Annotated in this window: 16 protein-coding genes and 1 tRNA gene; 9 read left to right on the top strand and 8 right to left on the bottom strand. The window is 45.4% G+C overall.

Annotated features, from left to right (window positions below):
- Nucleotides 1-29: 29 nt before the first annotated feature.
- A complete protein-coding gene (locus I5M27_RS04235) occupies nt 30-1040 on the bottom strand; it encodes a PhoH family protein (protein ID WP_200504892.1) in 1011 nt (336 codons plus the stop codon).
- Nucleotides 1041-1141: 101 nt separating this feature from the next.
- Here I5M27_RS04235 and I5M27_RS04230 point away from each other — a divergent pair, with 101 nt between their 5' ends.
- The 4 genes from I5M27_RS04230 to I5M27_RS04215 all read left to right on the top strand — a co-directional run bounded on the left by I5M27_RS04230 (nt 1142) and on the right by I5M27_RS04215 (nt 3082).
- Nucleotides 1142-1918 carry an SAM hydrolase/SAM-dependent halogenase family protein gene (locus I5M27_RS04230; protein ID WP_200504891.1) on the top strand — a complete coding sequence of 259 codons (777 nt, stop codon included), beginning with the start codon at nt 1142-1144 and terminating at the stop codon, nt 1916-1918.
- A gap of 141 nt (nt 1919-2059) precedes the next feature.
- Nucleotides 2060-2380, top strand: coding sequence for a putative quinol monooxygenase (locus I5M27_RS04225; RefSeq protein ID WP_200504890.1), 321 nt, complete (start codon nt 2060-2062; stop codon nt 2378-2380).
- A 64-nt stretch (nt 2381-2444) separates the two neighbouring features.
- Nucleotides 2445-2978 (top strand): iron-sulfur cluster co-chaperone HscB C-terminal domain-containing protein, encoded by a 534-nt coding sequence (locus I5M27_RS04220; protein WP_200504889.1) that lies wholly within the window; start codon nt 2445-2447, stop codon nt 2976-2978.
- Between the two features lie 20 nt (nt 2979-2998).
- Nucleotides 2999-3082 (top strand) — tRNA-Leu (locus I5M27_RS04215).
- A gap of 87 nt (nt 3083-3169) precedes the next feature.
- Here the strand turns inward: I5M27_RS04215 and I5M27_RS04210 are convergent.
- From I5M27_RS04210 to I5M27_RS04200, 3 genes are all read right to left on the bottom strand, one after another.
- Nucleotides 3170-3886: an IS1 family transposase gene (locus tag I5M27_RS04210; RefSeq protein WP_200504888.1), complete on the bottom strand. Its 717-nt coding sequence runs from the start codon at nt 3884-3886 to the stop codon at nt 3170-3172.
- A 144-nt stretch (nt 3887-4030) separates the two neighbouring features.
- Nucleotides 4031-4918, bottom strand: coding sequence for a hypothetical protein (locus I5M27_RS04205; protein ID WP_200504887.1), 888 nt, complete (start codon nt 4916-4918; stop codon nt 4031-4033).
- Between the two features lie 315 nt (nt 4919-5233).
- Nucleotides 5234-6112: an AraC family transcriptional regulator gene (locus tag I5M27_RS04200; protein WP_200504886.1), complete on the bottom strand. Its 879-nt coding sequence runs from the start codon at nt 6110-6112 to the stop codon at nt 5234-5236.
- Nucleotides 6113-6285: 173 nt separating this feature from the next.
- Here I5M27_RS04200 and I5M27_RS04195 point away from each other — a divergent pair, with 173 nt between their 5' ends.
- Nucleotides 6286-6681: a DUF983 domain-containing protein gene (locus tag I5M27_RS04195; protein ID WP_200504885.1), complete on the top strand. Its 396-nt coding sequence runs from the start codon at nt 6286-6288 to the stop codon at nt 6679-6681.
- A 456-nt stretch (nt 6682-7137) separates the two neighbouring features.
- Nucleotides 7138-7911 carry a T9SS type A sorting domain-containing protein gene (locus I5M27_RS04190; protein WP_200504884.1) on the top strand — a complete coding sequence of 258 codons (774 nt, stop codon included), beginning with the start codon at nt 7138-7140 and terminating at the stop codon, nt 7909-7911.
- Nucleotides 7912-8117: 206 nt separating this feature from the next.
- Here the strand turns inward: I5M27_RS04190 and I5M27_RS04185 are convergent, their stop codons facing one another.
- The 3 genes from I5M27_RS04185 to I5M27_RS04175 all read right to left on the bottom strand — a co-directional run bounded on the left by I5M27_RS04185 (nt 8118) and on the right by I5M27_RS04175 (nt 11929).
- The gene (locus I5M27_RS04185; protein ID WP_200504883.1) at nt 8118-8429 is read right to left on the bottom strand and encodes a phosphoribosylpyrophosphate synthetase; all 312 of its coding nucleotides are present in this window, start codon (nt 8427-8429) and stop codon (nt 8118-8120) included.
- 122 nt (nt 8430-8551) lie between these two features.
- Nucleotides 8552-11182, bottom strand: a complete 2631-nt coding sequence (locus I5M27_RS04180) for a multicopper oxidase domain-containing protein (RefSeq protein ID WP_234462395.1) — start codon at nt 11180-11182, stop codon at nt 8552-8554.
- Between the two features lie 219 nt (nt 11183-11401).
- A complete protein-coding gene (locus I5M27_RS04175; protein ID WP_200504882.1) occupies nt 11402-11929 on the bottom strand; it encodes a D-glycero-alpha-D-manno-heptose-1,7-bisphosphate 7-phosphatase in 528 nt (175 codons plus the stop codon).
- A 230-nt stretch (nt 11930-12159) separates the two neighbouring features.
- On the opposite strand from I5M27_RS04175, the gene hemG reads away from it, so the two are divergent.
- The 3 genes from hemG (at nt 12160) to I5M27_RS04160 (ending at nt 15271) form a co-directional block, all read left to right on the top strand.
- Nucleotides 12160-13497, top strand: coding sequence for a protoporphyrinogen oxidase (gene hemG / locus I5M27_RS04170; RefSeq protein ID WP_200504881.1), 1338 nt, complete (start codon nt 12160-12162; stop codon nt 13495-13497).
- Nucleotides 13498-13515: 18 nt separating this feature from the next.
- Complete coding sequence (locus tag I5M27_RS04165) at nt 13516-14247, top strand: polyprenol monophosphomannose synthase (protein WP_200504880.1); 732 nt, start codon at nt 13516-13518, stop codon at nt 14245-14247.
- A gap of 79 nt (nt 14248-14326) precedes the next feature.
- The gene (locus I5M27_RS04160; RefSeq protein WP_200504879.1) at nt 14327-15271 is read left to right on the top strand and encodes a TerC family protein; all 945 of its coding nucleotides are present in this window, start codon (nt 14327-14329) and stop codon (nt 15269-15271) included.
- Nucleotides 15272-16043: 772 nt separating this feature from the next.
- On the opposite strand, the gene I5M27_RS04155 is transcribed toward I5M27_RS04160, so the two are convergent.
- Nucleotides 16044-18026, bottom strand: coding sequence for a transglycosylase domain-containing protein (locus tag I5M27_RS04155; RefSeq protein WP_317193549.1), 1983 nt, complete (start codon nt 18024-18026; stop codon nt 16044-16046).
- Nucleotides 18027-18138 lie beyond the last annotated feature (112 nt).

Genomic DNA, 18138 nt, shown 5'->3' with positions numbered 1-18138 from the left:
TACAAAATTTTAATTTTTAAACTTACCGATTACGCGTTGTAATCTGGGTTAGCCGGGCGGATCGGGCGGTCTGGACCAAAATCCGGTACGGCATGGGCTTCAAACTTTTCGTAAGCGGCCACAATGTCTTTCACCAGTTTATGGCGTACCACGTCTTCCGATTTCATTTCCACAAAACCAATGCCCGGCACGTCGCGCAGAATGTTGAGCGTTTCGCTTAAGCCTGATTTCTGCTTCTTCGGAAGATCGACCTGCGAACGGTCACCATTTACCACTACTTTCGCGCCTTGTCCCATCCGGGTCAGGAACATTTTCATCTGCATCGGGGTGGTGTTCTGGGCTTCATCGAGCAGTACAAAAGCAGAGCTCAGCGTCCGGCCGCGCATATACGCCAGCGGCGCAATCTCAATGATCTTATTTTCCTGGTAGAACTTCAGTTTTTCCAGCGGGATCATGTCTTCCAATGCATCGTAGATCGGGCGCAGATACGGGTCTACTTTTTCCTTCATATCGCCGGGTAAAAAGCCAAGGCTCTCGCCTGCTTCCACCACCGGCCGGGAAATGATGATCTTTTTCACTTCCTTGTTTTTGAGCGCGCGCACGGCCATGGCTACCGCCACGTAGGTTTTACCCGTACCAGCCGGACCAAGCACAAAAACCAGGTCGTTCTTCTCGATCGCTTCAGCCAGTTTTTTCTGGTTGGGCGTTTTAGGTTTTATCACGTTGCCGCGGCTGCCGTACAAAATCACGTCCGGCGAAGTCGGGATCAGCTCTTCATCGCCATCCAGATCAGGGGCCAGGTACCGGTTTACGCTGGTGTGCGTAATTTTGCCGTATTTATGATAATGTTCGATGAGGGATGAAAGGATTTCGTTTATCTGGGTGATCTCGGGCGTTTTGCCCTGAATTTTAATTTCGTTTCCCCGCGAAATGATCTTGCTACTCGGAAAAGCAGCTGCCAATTGCTTAATATTTTGATTTTCAACTCCTAAAAAATCTATCAGGGAAATATTTTCGAGTGTTATTACCTTCTCTACCAAATTTATTTACGTTAATTTAAGTCTTTGATTTAACTCAGTATCTAATAATATTAAACTACTTTTGTATATTACAATAGTAAGCATAATATAGTTTCGCCACTATGCCTATCATTACTTTTTTATCCGATTTTGGTTACCGCGATCACTACGTGGCTTCGGTAAAAGCGCGCCTGCTGAGCAGCCAGCCCAACACACCCCTTGTAGATATTTCGCACGCCGTAGAGCCTTTCGATATTGCGCATGCGGTATACATTCTTTCAGCCGTTTTCCGCGATTTTCCTGAAGGAACCGTGCATCTGGTGGCCGTAGATACGCAAAATTCAAAGTCCGGAAAGTACCACGCGGCGAAATTCCAGGGCCATTATTTCCTGGCTGCCGACAACGGCATAATTTCACTTTTAACCGATTCGGAACCTGAAGAACTGGTAGAAATTGCTACTGAAATTGCTACTTCCTCTCCTACCCGCGACTGGCTGGGCCCGGCCGCATTGCATTTAGCCAGCGGCGGAAAACTGGAAGACCTGGGTCCGAAAACCACGCACATGCGTCAGTTGCTAAACCGCCAGCTGCGCCTGAACGATAACGCCATTACCGGCCACGTAATTCACGTAGACCATTACGGCAACCTGATCACAAACATTACCCGCGACAGCATAGAAACCATTGGTCACGAACGCAGCTTTACAATTAGTTTTGCCCGCGAAAAAGTAAACCGCATTTCGGAGCGCTATACCCACCAGCCGGAAGGCGAATGCGTGTGCGTGTACAACAGCCAGAATTTCCTGTGCATTGGTATAAACAAAGGCAGCGCCGCCGAACTTTTAGGCCTCGATTTCGACTCGCAGGTAGACGTGCATTTCCCGATAGTTAATGATTAATATTCGAATACAGTTTTTAAATTCCTGATCATGAACCAGTTTTTCAGCAAACTACTTTTTCGCACCAAAACCCTAGCGTTTTAAGTTAGATTTTTCATTGAACATTAACCATTAAAAATTAATCATTAATCACTATTAAAGATGTTGATCCGCGTCGTGCGCATGGTATTTCAGCCGGAAAAAGTAACTGCGTTTCTGGAGGTTTTTAACGGATCGAAAGACCAGATCCGGGGTTTTGAAGGTTGCCGGCACATGGAATTGCTGCAGGATTTTAACGACCCGCATATTTTTATGACCTACAGTTACTGGGAATCGGAAACGCACCTGAACAACTACCGCAAATCGGAATTGTTCGGGCAGGTATGGCCGGCTACGAAGAAACTTTTTGCTGCGCCGCCGGTTGCTTTTTCGGCGCGCCAGTTTCCGGATGCGCTCGTAGCCGAAACGCTGCAAAAATCTTAAAAAAACGCTATGGTTTCGGACTAAAAAGTCGGAGAACGAAGCGGAAATTTTTACAAACAAGCTTATGAATTACTTTGAATTTTACGGCCTGCCGGAAAGCTTTTTCCCGGATGAAAAACTGGTGAAGGCAAAATTTTATGAGTACAGCCGTAAATATCACCCCGATTTTCATGCCACCGCTGCGCCGGAAAAACAGCGCGAAATCCTGGAGCTTTCTACCCTGAACACCAACGCCTATAAAACACTCAGCAATTTCGAAAGCCGCCTGGCTTATATTCTGGAGCAGCATAACTTAACCGGCGAAAACACCAAGAACGAATTGCCGCCCATTTTCCTGATGGAAGTAATGGAGCTGAACGAAAAGCTGATGGAGCTGGAATTCGAATTTGAGCCGGAAGCAGTGGCCACGTTGCAGGCTGGCTTTTCAGAGATCTGGAATGCGCTGGAAAACAAAACCAGACCCGTGCTGGAGCAATACGAAAACCTGCCGGAAACTGAAAAACCTGCTGCGCTGGAACAAGTAAAAAATTATTACCTGAAACGCAAATACCTCTTGCGCATTAAAGAAACCTTGGCTACATTTGCAAACCGTTTCTGAAAAAGGAGTGGCTACCAAATGCCCAGATGGCGGAATCGGTAGACGCGTTGGTCTCAAACACCAATATCTTCACGGATGTGCCGGTTCGACCCCGGCTCTGGGTACTATTACACATTATAAGGCCTTGTAAATTAGATATTTACAAGGCTTTTTTGTTTTTAGAGGACGGTTTGTAGATTATTGGTAGTGGTTCAGAAAGTATGATGCTTTGCTTTATGGTTATTTCGGTAGTTGAACATTATATTTAAAGCAGCTAAGTGGTTTTCTTTTTTCTTTGAGAAGCAGGTGGTTTTTCTTACAAAACGCCTGTTTCTGGCTCTGATGCAGGTATTTACGCCTTCTATGTTTTTGGTATAAGCTTTACCTATCTTGTGCTTTTCCTCCGGCAAAACCTGAGCAAAGGCTTTCCAATGGTCGGTGCAGAATTCCTCAATTTCTATTCCCTGCAGTTTTTTCATTAAAGCCCGTACCGTTTTAGCACTTCTGCTGCCGCACACATACGCCAGAATTTCATCGCTTTCAGGACAGTAAGCATATAAAAGCCAGTATTTGCCTTTCTTGCGCCTGCCCACATAACTCCACACTTCATCTATCTGAACTGACTTATAATGCTTGAACCAAGGCTTGATCTGGATCTCATTCCCTTGATCCAATAGCGTTTTGAGTACGCAATTACGGCTTATTCCCAGGATCTGCTCAATATCGCGGATGCCATTATTCCTCTCCAAAAGACGCAAAATGGTCTGTTTCACCCCCGGATCTGCACCCTTGTACTGATAAACAGGCTGAAACTGCTTCCCGCAAGCTCGGCACAACAGATTCTGAGCGCCGTTCTTTTTCTTTCCGTTTTTTACTATCTTGCTGCTCTGGCAGTGAGGACAGTTTATTTTGATGTGGACTTCGAACATTCCATCATCTTAAACACTTCACTGCCTTTTTTTATCCAATCATACTTTCTGAACCTCTACCAGATTATTTTTTATAATTTTCTATTACCATACTGGGTAAGGCACGTTTTAATGTGCTTTAAGTTTTGTTGGTATGAGTTGTTTTTACTTAACTCCAAATTGATCTTCTCTCATCCATCCCATCCCATTTGTAGGGATATCATCTTTTTGGTAGAGCAAACTTTCTTTTACAGATTTAACGGGTTGAATTTCTACATACCACCATTTTTTACCATTGCTATCAGTTTCCGACACCCAAGCAAATCCTGGAGAATTTTCAGGATACTTTGCTAAAACATTACCAGTTCCTTCTGAGTCGTAAATTACGGTTGAAGTATCATCAAAAATTGGAGAAGACCTTAACGCTGTATTCTCTTGAAGAATGAATATAGATTTAGGTTTCTTAAGAAAGCTGTTTTTTGGCTTCTTCTCAAACGAAGCTATTGCTTTTTGATTAATTGGTGTAGCGGAGAAAGAAGAAGTGATTTTATACTTGGTTTCATATTCCACGTATTCAGCACAGCAACCAAAATCTAACATCGTTAAAGATTCTAGTTGTCCATCCTTTATTTTAATTGATTTAACGTATTGGGATTTCTCTAATACTTTTTTAAAATCATTGTTTTCCGCAAGGAAAATTTGAGTATTATCTGATTCAGCTCCGCTGTAGCCTTCTACAATCACATCCAAGACTTTATCACCATTTAAATCTAAAAAATGGATAGTTCTTTCGAATGGCTGACCTGAATAATATTCATTATTAAAAATATATTCAAAGTGCTTCTTAAGTTTTTCTACAGCCTTTGATCGTTCTGTCTCACTTACCGTTACTTCAATTTTCTTCCAATCAATCCGCTCTTTCTCATTGATACGGCTAAAACTTATTTCGCTTTGTTTCTCTTTAAGAAGACTCTGTTGAGAAGCATCCTTTTTTTGGTTACAATTTTGGAAAGCACATAAAAAAAGCATCAAGCCAAAATATTTTATCTTCATAGATTTTAATTAATACTAATTACGGGATAAACAACACTACTACGGTTATCTGCATTAAGTTTGTACTTAGCTTTTCCAGTTTATTAAATTATTACTCTATATACAAAATTTTATTCGCAAAAAACCAGAGTTACCTGGTTTTCAATTTTAATTCTTCTATTTCAAAGATTGCTAAAAGCTCATTACATTCACAACAAAGAAGAAGCATTCTACTGAATTTACCATTCCTGTTTCAATCCAGATTTTTTGAGTTTCTGGCGAAAGCTCCTCGAATGAAAACTCATCTCTATTTCCTCCACAACTTCTGTGATTGCTTCACTTCGCCTCACTTCTAAACTGCTCCGGCGTTTGCCCGGTATGCTTTTTAAAAAACCGGAAAAAGTACGTGGTATCGAAATAACCCAGTTCGGTGGCGATCTGGGAGCTGGTGAGTTCAGAGTGTACCAATAAGCGTTGGGCTTCCAGCAGCAAACGTTCCTGGAGCAGTTCGGTGGTGGTTTTGCCTAGAGACCGCTTGCAGATCTCGTTCAGATGCCTGGTGGTCAGGTTTAACTGTTCGGAATAAAACGTTACCGGCAAATGCGCTTTAAAATGCTGCTCGATTAACTGTTCCAAAGCCTGTAAAAGCACCAATTCGCCGCCCGGCATTTCCACGATCTCGGCCCGTGTACTGTAGATGCGGGTTAACTGGATCAATAACACATTCAGCTGGCAGCTAAGCATTTCGTTCCGCCGCAATGCCTTACCGGCATATTCCGCCTGCAGGGCCTTACAAGTCTGTAGCAACAAGCTTTTTCCGGCTTCCGAAACATGCAGCACCGGCTGGTAAAGCAGGGCATTAAAAAAAGGAAAATCGTACAGTTTCCGGTGCGGAAACTCCTGCAGGTAAAATTCGGAAGTAAAGAAAATGATTACGCCGTCGGCATCATCGGAAAGCTCCCAGTTATGCACCTGCCCGGGTTTCATAAAGAAAACCGTATTGGGCCGGACTTCATATTTTTTAAAATCGATGGTATGCGTGCCGCTTCCCTGCGTTAAAAGCAAAACGATGTAAAAGGCGTGTTTGTGCGGTTCGCGGGCAAATAAATGCTCTTCCAGGTGTTTGGCCAGCGTGCTTGCGTAAAAATAGCGTTCCTTCTGGGTCTGAGCTTTAAAATCCTGGATCTGGTAAATCGGTATTTGTTCCTTCGGCATGCAACTAATTTTCGGGGAAACTAAGGTAGGAATAACTAATAACTTTTCGTTCATCCACTTCTGGCACCCTCATTTCTGCGGCTGAAAAGTCCAGTTAAAAGGGTTAATTGTTACGTCGGTTTACCGGTTTTCAGGCGTAATTTTGTAGTGTTATCTTGAAATCAACGAACGTTATGAGTCAGTCAAAATCATTATTATCTGCCATACTGCATACCAAATGCCCGCGGTGCCGCGAAGGAAACATGTTCCCGAAAGGCACTTTATACACCACCAGTTTTGCCGATATGCACTCAAACTGCGCCAACTGCGGACAAACCTTTGAACCGGAGCCAGGTTATTATTTCGGAGCCATGTACGTAAGTTTTGCTTTTAACGTGGCTGTTTTTCTGGCGGCCATGGTGGTGCTTTACCAGTTTCTGGAAGATGTAAGCACCACTTTAATGCTCGGGGTGTTGCTGGTAACGATCATCGGATTTTTACCCGTTATTTTCCGGTTATCCCGAGCGCTCTGGATCAGTATTTTTGTTCATTACGAGGGGCCCAGCGGCGAAATTCCCAAAAAAGCCTGAAGGTAAGACAAAGTATTCCGGCGTTGAATTTGTAGCAGTTCCAACAGCTTGTCTTCTTGGCTATTTCAGAAAAAAATTCCGGCTTGCTTCAGCTAAAAAACGCTATGTTTTCAGGGGTAAAAAGTACCTTTCCGCACATAGCCAACCTTGAAATGCTGCAAAAAAACAACACTTCTTCTGAAGAGAGATACTGCTATAAAAGATTGGCACGTAGCTACCAGTAATGCACAAAAAATATTAACGGTTTCAACCGAAGAACTAAACGAAGCTTATCTGTAAAACTGGTGCGGGCAGCCGGTTTAAGGCCGAAATAATGTAACCTTTTAAACGGGATATTTTCAGCAGAAGGCCAGCTATACAGCTGGCCTTCTGCTTTTAAGAATAAATTTCCCCCGTATTGGTAATTTGCTTAAATTTAAGTTCCGATCCTTGCTATAACTGCTAACCATTGAAAATATGAAAAGACATTTACTGGTTTTATTCGCCTTGTTTTTAACCAAATTTGCTTTCGCCCAAACTGCAACCAATTTTACGGCCAACGATTGTGCCGGCAATTCCCATACGCTTTTCAACGAATTAGATGGCGGAAAAGTGATCGTACTTTCTTGGGTTATGCCTTGCCATGCCTGCGTGGGCCCGGCAGTTACAACTTACAATGTGGTGCAGGGCTTCCAAAACACTAACCCGAATAAAGTGGTAATGTATTTGGTGGATGATTACGCCAATACCACCTGCGCGGCGCTCGATACCTGGGCAACAACTAACGGATTAAACAATACTACCCGGTTTTCAAACTCTGCCATAAATATGAACCATTATGGCTCTACCGGAATGCCCAAAGTGGTGGTTTTAGGAGGACCAAATTATGCTGTGCATTACAATGCTAACAACAGCGTAAACCAAACCAGCCTAAAGAATGCGATCACCGCTGCCTTGTCAACCACTATGGGCCTTGCCGAAGCCCAGGGCCCATTTTCAGGTGCTTCCATTTCCCCAAATCCGTCGGGAACTAACGCTACAATTACTCTCCGTTTAAAACAGCCAGCTAAAATTACTGCCGAGGTCTATAATCATGTAGGCCAGAAAGTTGCTGATGCTTTTTCCGGATCGCTTTCAACCGGTGAAAACCAAATAAAAATAAATACTACCAACCTCAGCAACGGCCTTTACTTTGTAAATCTAAAGGAAGGTGGCAAAAGCAAAATGCTGAAAATGATGGTTGTCCACTAGTATCCAGGTATTCAATTGTTTCCGCAGCCAGTGGCCGTTTAATACCACTAACGCAGGTTCATGATTTCGGCTCAAATAGCCTGAAAATATTAGTACCCTGATTATTACGCAGGTCTGCAGCCAATTTTGCGGGCCCTTTATTCTTAACCTTGCCTCTTTTTCCGAGTAAGATGGCAACAATCCGGATCATTTAGGATGGAAAATAGTTACCGGTAGCTTTCCTTTAGCTTGGCAGCCATTTCCGGCGACATAGAATCGGCGTACACACCGTAGGCATCTACCAGCACGCCTTTTTCACCGGACTTCGAAGCTATTCCGTAAACCACCGAACTGTCATCCTGATTACTCATACCCTCAAAACGGTATACTTCTTCAATCGAAAAGTCTTGGGGGTGCAGCTGCAATTGCATTTGCGGGCATTTCAGGCAATCGCCGGCCAGGTTAAAATCCAGCGTATAACCCCTTGCTTTCAAATCGTTCAGGGCTTCGGCGGCTGATTGGTAATGAAATCTTTCCATATTTATTTCGATTTTGCTCTTCGTTTTTGCTTAGAATAAGCATTAATTTTTCGGGTTTTTCAGGCGGTTAACCTGCCGTTTTCGCTATTCGTTTTTAAAAGGTTTTAGCGGCGAAATTCAGATCAATAAACAATTGTTACCCCAATGCCGGTATCCATATCGCTGTCATAATGTGTGGAAAACGCCACATATTTGGTAACGATATAGCGCAGGCCAACCATGTATTCTTTATCGGAGTTTCCCATCAGGTTCAGGCGCAGGCGGCTCGAAATCGGAATATCTTCCCGCATCAGCTGCACCCGGAATTTCCCCTTACTGTCAACCCGAAATTCCGATATCACCAGCATGGGCAAGGTGTATTGCACCCCGGCTACTATCGCTTTGCGGTTATACTGATTGCTTTTCTGGCCCAACAACGTTTCTTCCGATTCATTTTTCACGCTGTTGTAATGATAATCGAAGCCAATAAAAGGAAACAGCCACTGCATTTTACCGAAATACCGCCCGAAATACGTTTCGCTTTCCAGCCCGTGCGATGCCTTTAAACCAACCCGCCATTCGGTGGAAATGCGGTAGCGCGTACTGTTCAGCATAACTTCGCCGTCGGTGCCGTTCGTTTCCAGCCCCACCATGCCCATCAGGTGAAACTTTTTATCGTCGCGGTTCAGCATGCGTTGTGCCATTTTCTGATCGGGCAATTCCGGGTTAGGCGGCGAATTTTCGTAACTGAAGATCCGGCCCATGCCGCTCATCATGTGGTAAAGAATATGGCAGTGAAAAAACCAGTCGCCGCTCTCGGTGGCCGCAAACTCAATAGTGTCAGTTTCCATGGGCATTACGTCTATCACGTTTTTGAGCGGCGCGTATGCCCCTTGCCGGTTCAGCACCCTAAAATCGTGGCCATGCAAATGCATGGGGTGGCGCATCATCGAATTATTGAACATGATGATCTTCAGGTTCTCGCCTTTTTTAATGAGAATCCTATCCGATTCGGATACCGTTTTATTATCCACCGTCCAGACGTAGCGGTTCATATTCCCGGTAAGTTCGAAGCGCAGGATCCTTTCCGGGCCGGGTTTCAGGGTGGTTATTTCGGTGGCCCGCAGCATGCCGTAGTTCAGGGTTTCCAAGTCTCCTTCACCGTTCATGGGCATTTGATGCATGCTGTGATCCTGCGCCTGACCGGGCATCTGGTGGCCTGCATGGGGATCTTCTTTTCTGGCCTTATTAGTTTCTGAGGCCGCAGGCATACCCTTTTTACCGGAAAGTTTTTTAGCTTTCTTACTCTGTTCTTCGCCGGTAATTTCGGGGTACATAACCGCGTTCATGTCCATTTGCTGGTTGCTCATTTGCATGCCCATCGGTTCCATGTCGCCGTTCATTTTCATCATGCCATTCATCATTTTCATGCCCTCGAAATATTTCAGGCTACGGAGCGGTTGAGCCGGCATTTTATGGCCGTAGCCCAGCCACAACGAAGCTGAGCCGCTGCGGTCTTCGGCAGTAGCCAGAAATTCGTATTGCATGTCTTCGGGAATGGTCACGATCACGTCATAGGTTTCGGAAGGCGCAATGATCAGGCGGTCTACTTCCACGGGTTCCACGTCGTTTCCGTCGTTGGCTACTACCATCAGTTTTCCGCCCGCGTAAGTAAGCCAGAAATACGTGGAAGCGCCGCCGTTCACGATCCTGAGTTTCACTTCATCGCCGGCTTTAAACTGCGTTGCTTCCGCTACCGGTTTTCCGTTCATCAGAAATCTTTCGTAATACACATCGCTCACATCCATGGCGGTCATGCGTTTCCATTCGTTCTTCAGCTTGGTGGTAAAATGTCCTTTTCTGATCGCTTCGGCGTAACTCTGGGTAGCGCCTTTTTTTATGGCAAACCAGTCGGTGGCGCTGTGCAGCGAGCGGTCCACTTCTTTGGGTTTCATATCAGTCCAGTCGCTTAAAACAATGGGGATGGCCGGAATTTCGGGTTCCTTGCGTTTGAGAAAAACAAGGGAGCCGTACATGCCGCTTTGTTCCTGGAAATGGGTATGGCTGTGATACCAGTACGTGCCGTTCTGAATAACTTTAAATTTATAAAGATAGGTGCTATGCGGCTTGATCGGTTTTTGGGTAAGCCACGGCACGCCATCCATCCGGTTGGGCAGAAAAACGCCGTGCCAGTGCACGGACGTTTCCATATGCATTTTATTGTGCACGTAAATTTCGGCGGTATCGCCTTCGGTAAACGTTAAGGTTGGCGCCGGAATACTGCCGTTTATGGCAATGGCCTTTTTATTTTCACCGGTAAAATTTACGATCGTATCATGTACATACAAGTCATAGCGTACCGTTCTGGGCTGGCTCGCTTGGCCCGGGCTTTCCATTTTATGACCGGCTTTTTCTACAGGTTCGGTTTGTACGTCCTGGTTGGTAACCGGCGGCCTGGGTTTTTCCTGGCTAACCGGTACCGTTTTTTTAGGAGGAGCTACTGGTTTAGCGGCAGGCTTTTTCGTGGGTTTCGATTCCGGTTTTGGCTGGGATTCTTTTTTAGGTGTGGGAGTAGTTTTAGTTTTCTGTTTTACCAGCGCCATACCGCATTTCGGGCAGGTGCCGGGTTTGGTGCTTTGCACTTCGGGGTGCATGGGGCAGGTATAAATTGCGGGTTGCTGCGTTTGTTTTGCCGGCATGTTATGACCTTCGTGTTGGGCAAAGATGCTTTGGCTGAAAAACAAAAACAGCGCTACTAGCAACAGGTTTTTCATGCGTTTACTTTCATAAAAAGGTAAATTCCGGCGCTTCTCAAACCACCAATCGCTATAATCAGAAGCAGGAAGTTTAAATATGGGAAGCGCCTGTTTACTTTACCCGAAATGCAGCAAAACGTTCTGAAATTGTAGCGAAATTAAACGGACCGGTTACAAAAAAACCTCCCGGTATTTAATAACCGGGAGGTACAATTCTGAAAGATTGGAAATACAATTTTATTTTTCCTGCCGCAGAATGAATTTAGCGGCCGCCAGCAGGTCGTTTTCCCGGACAGGATGCGAATAAGTTTCTTCTTCGCCGACCAGAATGCTTTTAACCCCAACTCTTGCCGCCGCCTCCAGGTCGCGTTTGCGGTCACCGACCAGCCAGGAATTTTCAGTTGATATGTTGAATCTGGCAATGGCCTTTTCCAACATTAAAGAATCGGGTTTGCGGCTCAGCGATTCGGAAACCGAAGGGTGGGAAGGCGCAAAATACAAGGCATCGAGGCGGTTGCCGCAGGCTTGCTGCAGTTTTTCGTGGCAGGCCAGTACGGCGGCTTTGGTGTAAAGCCCTTTGGCAATACCGCCCTGGTTCGTAACTACAATGAGCAAATAACCGGCCTCTTTCAGTAGTTTCAGGGCCTCGGGCACACCAGCCAATACTTCAAATTCTTCGGTTCGAAAGGTATATTCGCCGCGTTCCACGTTCAACACGCCGTCGCGGTCCAGAAATACGGCCTTACTTTTTCCATCGTTTTCCATAGCGTTTCAAAACTACAAAGCATTTTGCAGGTTTCACGGTTTCGGTCCGAAAGACTTTTCGGGCCCAAAACCATACCATTTTCCCTTAGAAACTTCTGCGCTTATTTCCGTAAAGAACCTGCGGACTTCCGGCACTTTTTCAGGTTAAAAATTCAGGGCAGGTCGTTACGAGTTCAGGCCCTGGCTGCCGTTTAAAATTTCCGCAGTTTCAAATTATCAGGTTTAAAAGCATGAAAGCAGGCATTATTGGCGGCGGAATTTCGGGGCTCACGGTGGCTTATTATCTGCAGAAAATGGGCATTTCGTACGACATCTTTGAGCAGGGGGAATTTCCGGGGGGCAATATAAAATCTACGATCACCAAAAATTACGTATTGGAAATGGGCCCAAACGCCCTGCACATGACACCCGAACTGGAAACGCTGATCCGGGAATTAAAGCTGGAAGACGAAATAACTGAACCCAAAGCCGAGGCCGGCAACCGGTTTATTCTGCAGCATGGCCATTACCAGAAACTTCCTGAAACCATTTTGCAGCTGATAAGCAGCAATTTTTTCAGCTGGAAAACCCGCTATAAAATTATGCAGGAACGCTTTCTGGAACCCCAGCCAGCTGATCCGCTCGAAACCGTGAGTCATTTTATTGAGCGTCGTTTTAACCGTGAAGTGGTAGAAAAAGCCGTAGAACCATTGGTAATGGGCTTATTTGGCGGCGACCCGGAGCAGTTACTTATCCAGAAAACCTTTCCGCAACTGGTAAAATTTGAAGCAGAATACGGTTCGGTTCTGAAAGGGCTCATGAAATCTAAAGCGGAAGGCCGGCGCATTTTTTCGTTTAAAAACGGTCTGCAAACCCTGCCCCTGGTTATTGCTTCCAAGCTGATAGAGCTGCATACAAACGCGCAGGTAGAAATGGTAACCAGATCGCACGGCAAATTCATTATCAGCACTTCTTCGCCCGAATATACCAGCTCCGAATACGACATTTTGGTGCTCGCGCTCCCGGCTCATCGGGCTACATCCCTGCTCGAATTTACGTTTCCCGGCGTGGCGGCTGCCTTGCGCAACGTAAATTATCCGCCGGCTTGCGTGGTGCATTCGGTTTACCGCCGGACCGACGTAAAATTTCCCTTAAAAGGCTTTGGGGCGCTGCACCCGAAAACAGAACATCAGTTTTCGGTCGGATCGGTGTGGAACAGCTCGGTTTTTGAAGGCCGGTGCTATGAAGATGAAGTGCTGTTCACGACCATGATCGGGGGGGCAAAGTTAAAAGCAAATGCCCAGAAACCGCGGGCCGAAATCCTGAAAGCCGTGCACGAAGAACTCCAGCGCAATTACCAGATCTCCGCCGAGAGGCCGGTTTTTCAGCATTTTTACATGTGGAATCACGCCATTCCGCAATTCGATATTTTTATTGAAGACGCGCAGGAATTAGTTAAAACCCTTGAATCGGAGAACGTTTTTGTGGCAAGCAACTGGAACTCCGGCATTTCTGTACCCGAGTGCGTGAAACAGGCGGCCGAAGTGGCAAAAAAAATTCAGGCACTGGCTGCCTCCCAAACCGGCTGATTGCTTATCTTTGAAGCTATGAATAACGCAATTGTGGTAATTCCCACGTATAACGAAAAAGAAAATGCGGAGGCAATTATCCGTAAAGTCTTATCGCTGGAAGTACCTTTCGATGTTTTGATGGTGGATGACAATTCGCCGGATGGCACCGCTGCCATTATTAAAAACCTGCAACAGGAATTCCCGGACCGGCTTTTCCTGGAAGAACGGCAGGGCAAACTGGGTTTGGGTACGGCCTATATTCACGGGTTTAAATATGCCCTGGCCCGTGGCTACGAATATATTTTCGAGATGGATGCCGATTTCTCGCATAACCCCGAAGACCTGATAAAACTCTACAAAGCCTGTTCCGAAGAAGGATATGATGTGGCCATCGGCAGCCGTTATATTAAAGGTGTAAACGTGGTAAACTGGCCCATGAACCGCGTGCTGATGAGTTATTTTGCCAGCTATTACGTGCGCCTGGTAACCGGCATGCCTATTCAGGATGCTACCGCCGGTTTTAAATGCTACACCCGCAAAGTGCTCGAAACCATTCCGCTCGACGAGATCAAATTCATTGGTTATGCGTTCCAGATCGAGATGAAATTCCTGGCCTACAAATACGGCTTCAGAATAAAAGAAGTACCTATTATTTTTACTGACCGTACTAAGGGCGAATCGAAGATGAGCAAGGGTATTATCCAGGAAGCTTTTTATGGGGTGATCCGCATGAAAGTCGATAGTTTCTTCCGGCACTTCAACCGCTGATACTTTATATTTTACAAACTTTAATTCCGGCACGCTTTATTAATAGATTTTAGCAGCCACAGCGTTATTTAAAAAAATTATGGAAATTGGCTTATCCTTCTGGATCTATTTTAACCTTTTCGTGCTGGCTATGCTGGCGCTGGACCTTTTTGTTTTTCACCGCGATGCTCACGAAGTAAAGATCAAAGAAGCGCTTGGCTTCAGTGCTTTCTGGATTGCCCTAGCCCTGGCCTTTAATGTACTGATCTATTACACGATGGGTACTGAGCCTGCCCTGGAATTCCTCACCGCCTACCTGATCGAGAAATCACTGAGCGTAGATAACCTCTTTGTGTTCATTGTGTTGTTCAATTACTTTAAGATTCCGCCTATTTTCCAGCACAAGATCCTTTTCTGGGGTATTATCGGAGCATTGGTTATGCGGGCCTTTTTTATTGTAGTCGGGGTAGCGCTTCTGGCTAAATTCCACTTCATTATTTACATTCTGGGGGCATTCCTGATCTTTACGGGCATTAAAATGGCTACTACTTCCAACGAGCCCGAGATCAATCCAAAAGCGAACCCGATCGTAAAATGGATCAGCAAGTTTATACCTGTTACCAACGATCTGGTAGGCGGAAAATTCTTCGTAAAACGCGAAGGAATGATCTTTGCCACCCCGCTTTTCATTGTGCTGATCATGGTAGAAACTACCGACCTGGTTTTCGCCATGGACTCAATTCCTGCAATTCTGGCCATTTCCCGCGATACTTTTATTGTTTACACCTCTAACGTTTTTGCGTTGCTTGGTCTGCGAGCCCTGTATTTTGCGTTGGCCGGCGTTATGCAGCTGTTCCATTACCTGCACTATGGTCTGGCGCTGATCCTGGTCTTTATTGGCACCAAACTCGTGCTTTCGGATATTTACCATTTCGATATGCGCGTAGCTTTGGGCATTGTAGGTGGTATTTTAATACTTTCGGTTGTTGCCTCCCTGATGTTCCCCAAAAAGGATAATCCTGAATTGCCCATAAACAAAGATTAAAAGCCAGTTTAAGTTACCCTTCCAAAAGCCTTTCCCTGACCAGGAAAGGCTTTTTTTTTGCTAATTTTCGATGGATGTTTTTATTTGTCTGAATTAGAATTTATTGGATTCAAGGATTTCAGGATTTTGTCGGAACTGTGATCCTGTTGATCTTTATGATTATGACAATTTTCGTGACCATGTAGGGACAGAGCTTAGCCTGTCAGCACGTTGTCTGACCGAATTTTGTCTGAACACGATTTTAAGGATTCTTGGGATTGTCAGGATTGTTTATCTGAATCAGAATTTTTATCTGAATCAGAATTTGAGAATTACCAGAAATACACTCCTAAGTTCCATTCACGCCTATCGCCAGCGCAGCGTAACCTGAAATCAAGGACTGAAGAAAACTAAATTAAAAAGAAGCGAGCTACAAAGGAGCATGCTACCAGTTTCTGTGAGAGCGGCCTCCAAGACTTCCGGTGCCGAGGCACGAGGCAGCCCGCAAGGGCAGGAAGGGTTGCAGCCGCGAACGCAGAAACGAAGCCACCCGGCTGGAGGGAGAAAACTACCTATGAAAATAGAAAGTTAAAAGTTATAAAAGAAGCCAGCTATAAAAACGGTATCCTTTCAGCCTTCAAAAGTCAATAGCAAACAAAACTACCAACCTGATGAGATCCCTCCTATCTTCGGGATGACAAAAAGAAAGAGTTGGTGTGACAAAAAAAACGCTATGCTTTTAAAGCAAAAAACTTCCTCTGATAACTCAAAGGAAGTTTTGAAAAAATAAAGATTAATCTAAAAGATCGATCGGCGCTAATTGCAGCGAATCGGAAGTGGTGGTATCGGGTGCGGTTACGATCAGGTCGCGGGCGCGGCCGTAAAGCTCCACCCGCGGTTGCAACGCATCATACTCTTCCTGACTTATCTGGCCCCGGCGCAGCATGATGCCGGAGATCAGTTTAAAATACCAGGCCACGCGTGGCTTTAAATTACCGTGCGCATCGAAGGAATTTTTATATGCTTTGGGTTTCGGGATAATGCTGGCCAGGAAAATGCTTTCGCCTAGCGTTAATTCCGAAGGTTGTTTGCCGTAGAAGAACCGCGACGCATCTTTTATCCCGTACACATTCGGCCCCCATTCAATTATATTCAGATAAACCTCATACATCCGGGTTTTAGAAACCAGGTTGTTGTTCTCGATCAGCCACACAATTAATGCTTCTTCGGCTTTGCGGGCAATGGTTTTCTTGCGGGTCAGGAATACGTTTTTTACCAGCTGCATGGAAATAGTACTGCCGCCTCGCACAAATTTCTTCGCTTTAATATTGGTAGCAATACTCTGCCGGAACGCTTCTTCGTGAAAACCTTTGTGCCGGAAAAAAGCCGCATCTTCAGAAGTTAAAATGGCATATTTCAGGTAGCGGGAAATGGTATTATAAGGCGCAAAATAAGGGTTCTGCGGCCCTACCAAAATGTTTCTTACCGGTTTACCATACTCGTAAGCTGTGTAAACGAACGGCTTGTTGATCAGGGAAAGGTCTTCGTTGCCATATTTGGTGATCTTGAAATCGTGGCCTTCCAGGTCAGAATCGAAGGTTAAATGTTTCAGGTCGGCAAAGTTTATGTGCGATTTCAGTTTATAGGAAAGCCCGCCGGTTCCTTCCATGCCTTCTACGCTCTCAAATACGCCGGTTGGCAAGCTCGCAAAGAAATCGGTGGCCGGGGTAACATCAGTACGCAATCGCACGATCAGATCTCTGGCCGGCTTGGTGCGCAGCTGGATTACCGGATAAGCCTTAATTTTATTTACGCGCACTTCGGTTAAACTATCTATCGCATAATAATCGGGCCCCAGAGATACCACGTAATGTACCGAGCCGCTTTTCACTTTCACATCAGAATCGGAAATACGCGGGTGGTGTACTTTCAGATCCGTGATGCTGGCATCGCCGCGCACGGTAAGCATATCTTTCGAAAAGTCTTTGCTCGTTAAACTCACCGCCAGGGTATCGAAAGCCACCGTGCCGCCAAACTTCTGTTTCACATAAGGAAGGCTAATGCCACCGGAATCTAACGCATAAAGCCGCGCCGAAATGAAATATTTAGCCGGATTAATAGTGCCGTGCACCTGCAGATTATTCACCAGCGAATCGGTTTTTACGCTGAGCGCCGTTTTAATTTCGCCGTTCTCTATTTGCAGCGAAGGCATTTTCATATTAATATTCCGCCGCTCCGAGGCGTAGCTTACGTTCAGGTTTTTAAAACTTAACTGGTCCGGCACGCTTTCAAAGGCTTTCTCGATCAGGTCGTTGAGTAGCTTGCCGTAGTTGCGGCTTTTGGTAGTATCTACCGGCTCTGCTTTCTTCTTGCCCAGCAAAAACGAATAATTATTCGTGCCGTCCGGGTTTTTCACTGCCGTTAAATAGGCATTTTGAATGCGGAGCTCGTTGAAAATAACCCGGCCTTTAAAAAGCGTACGCAAACTGATCTCGGCAAAAACTTCCTGCGTGCGCAACAAGGTATCGCCCTGGTTGGGTACCAGCGCAATGTTTTCCATGCGCACCGTATTCAGGTCTTCGAAAGCGGCTTTGCCGACGTGCAGTTTCGCCGGGTATTTGGCTTCCACTTTATCCTGCACAGTTTCTACGGCGTATTTAAGCAAACGCTGGCGGTACATAAAGAGCACGGCAAGCGTAATGGCAAATAAAATTAAAAGACCGGCCAGCACTTGCAGGCTCCGCCGGATAAGCAGTTGTTTATTGTAATCTGGCACTCTTCAGGGTTTATCGTACAAATATAGAAAAAACGAAACCTTCAACGCCTCTCTTTTACTAAAAGACACGCCGAAGGTTTAAATCGTTTAAAACGGTAGGAAAAACCGCTTA

The organism is Adhaeribacter terrigena (assembly GCF_016623615.1).
Taxonomy (GTDB): domain Bacteria; phylum Bacteroidota; class Bacteroidia; order Cytophagales; family Hymenobacteraceae; genus Adhaeribacter_A; species Adhaeribacter_A terrigena.
This window is presented reverse-complemented; position numbering and strand designations above follow the sequence as displayed.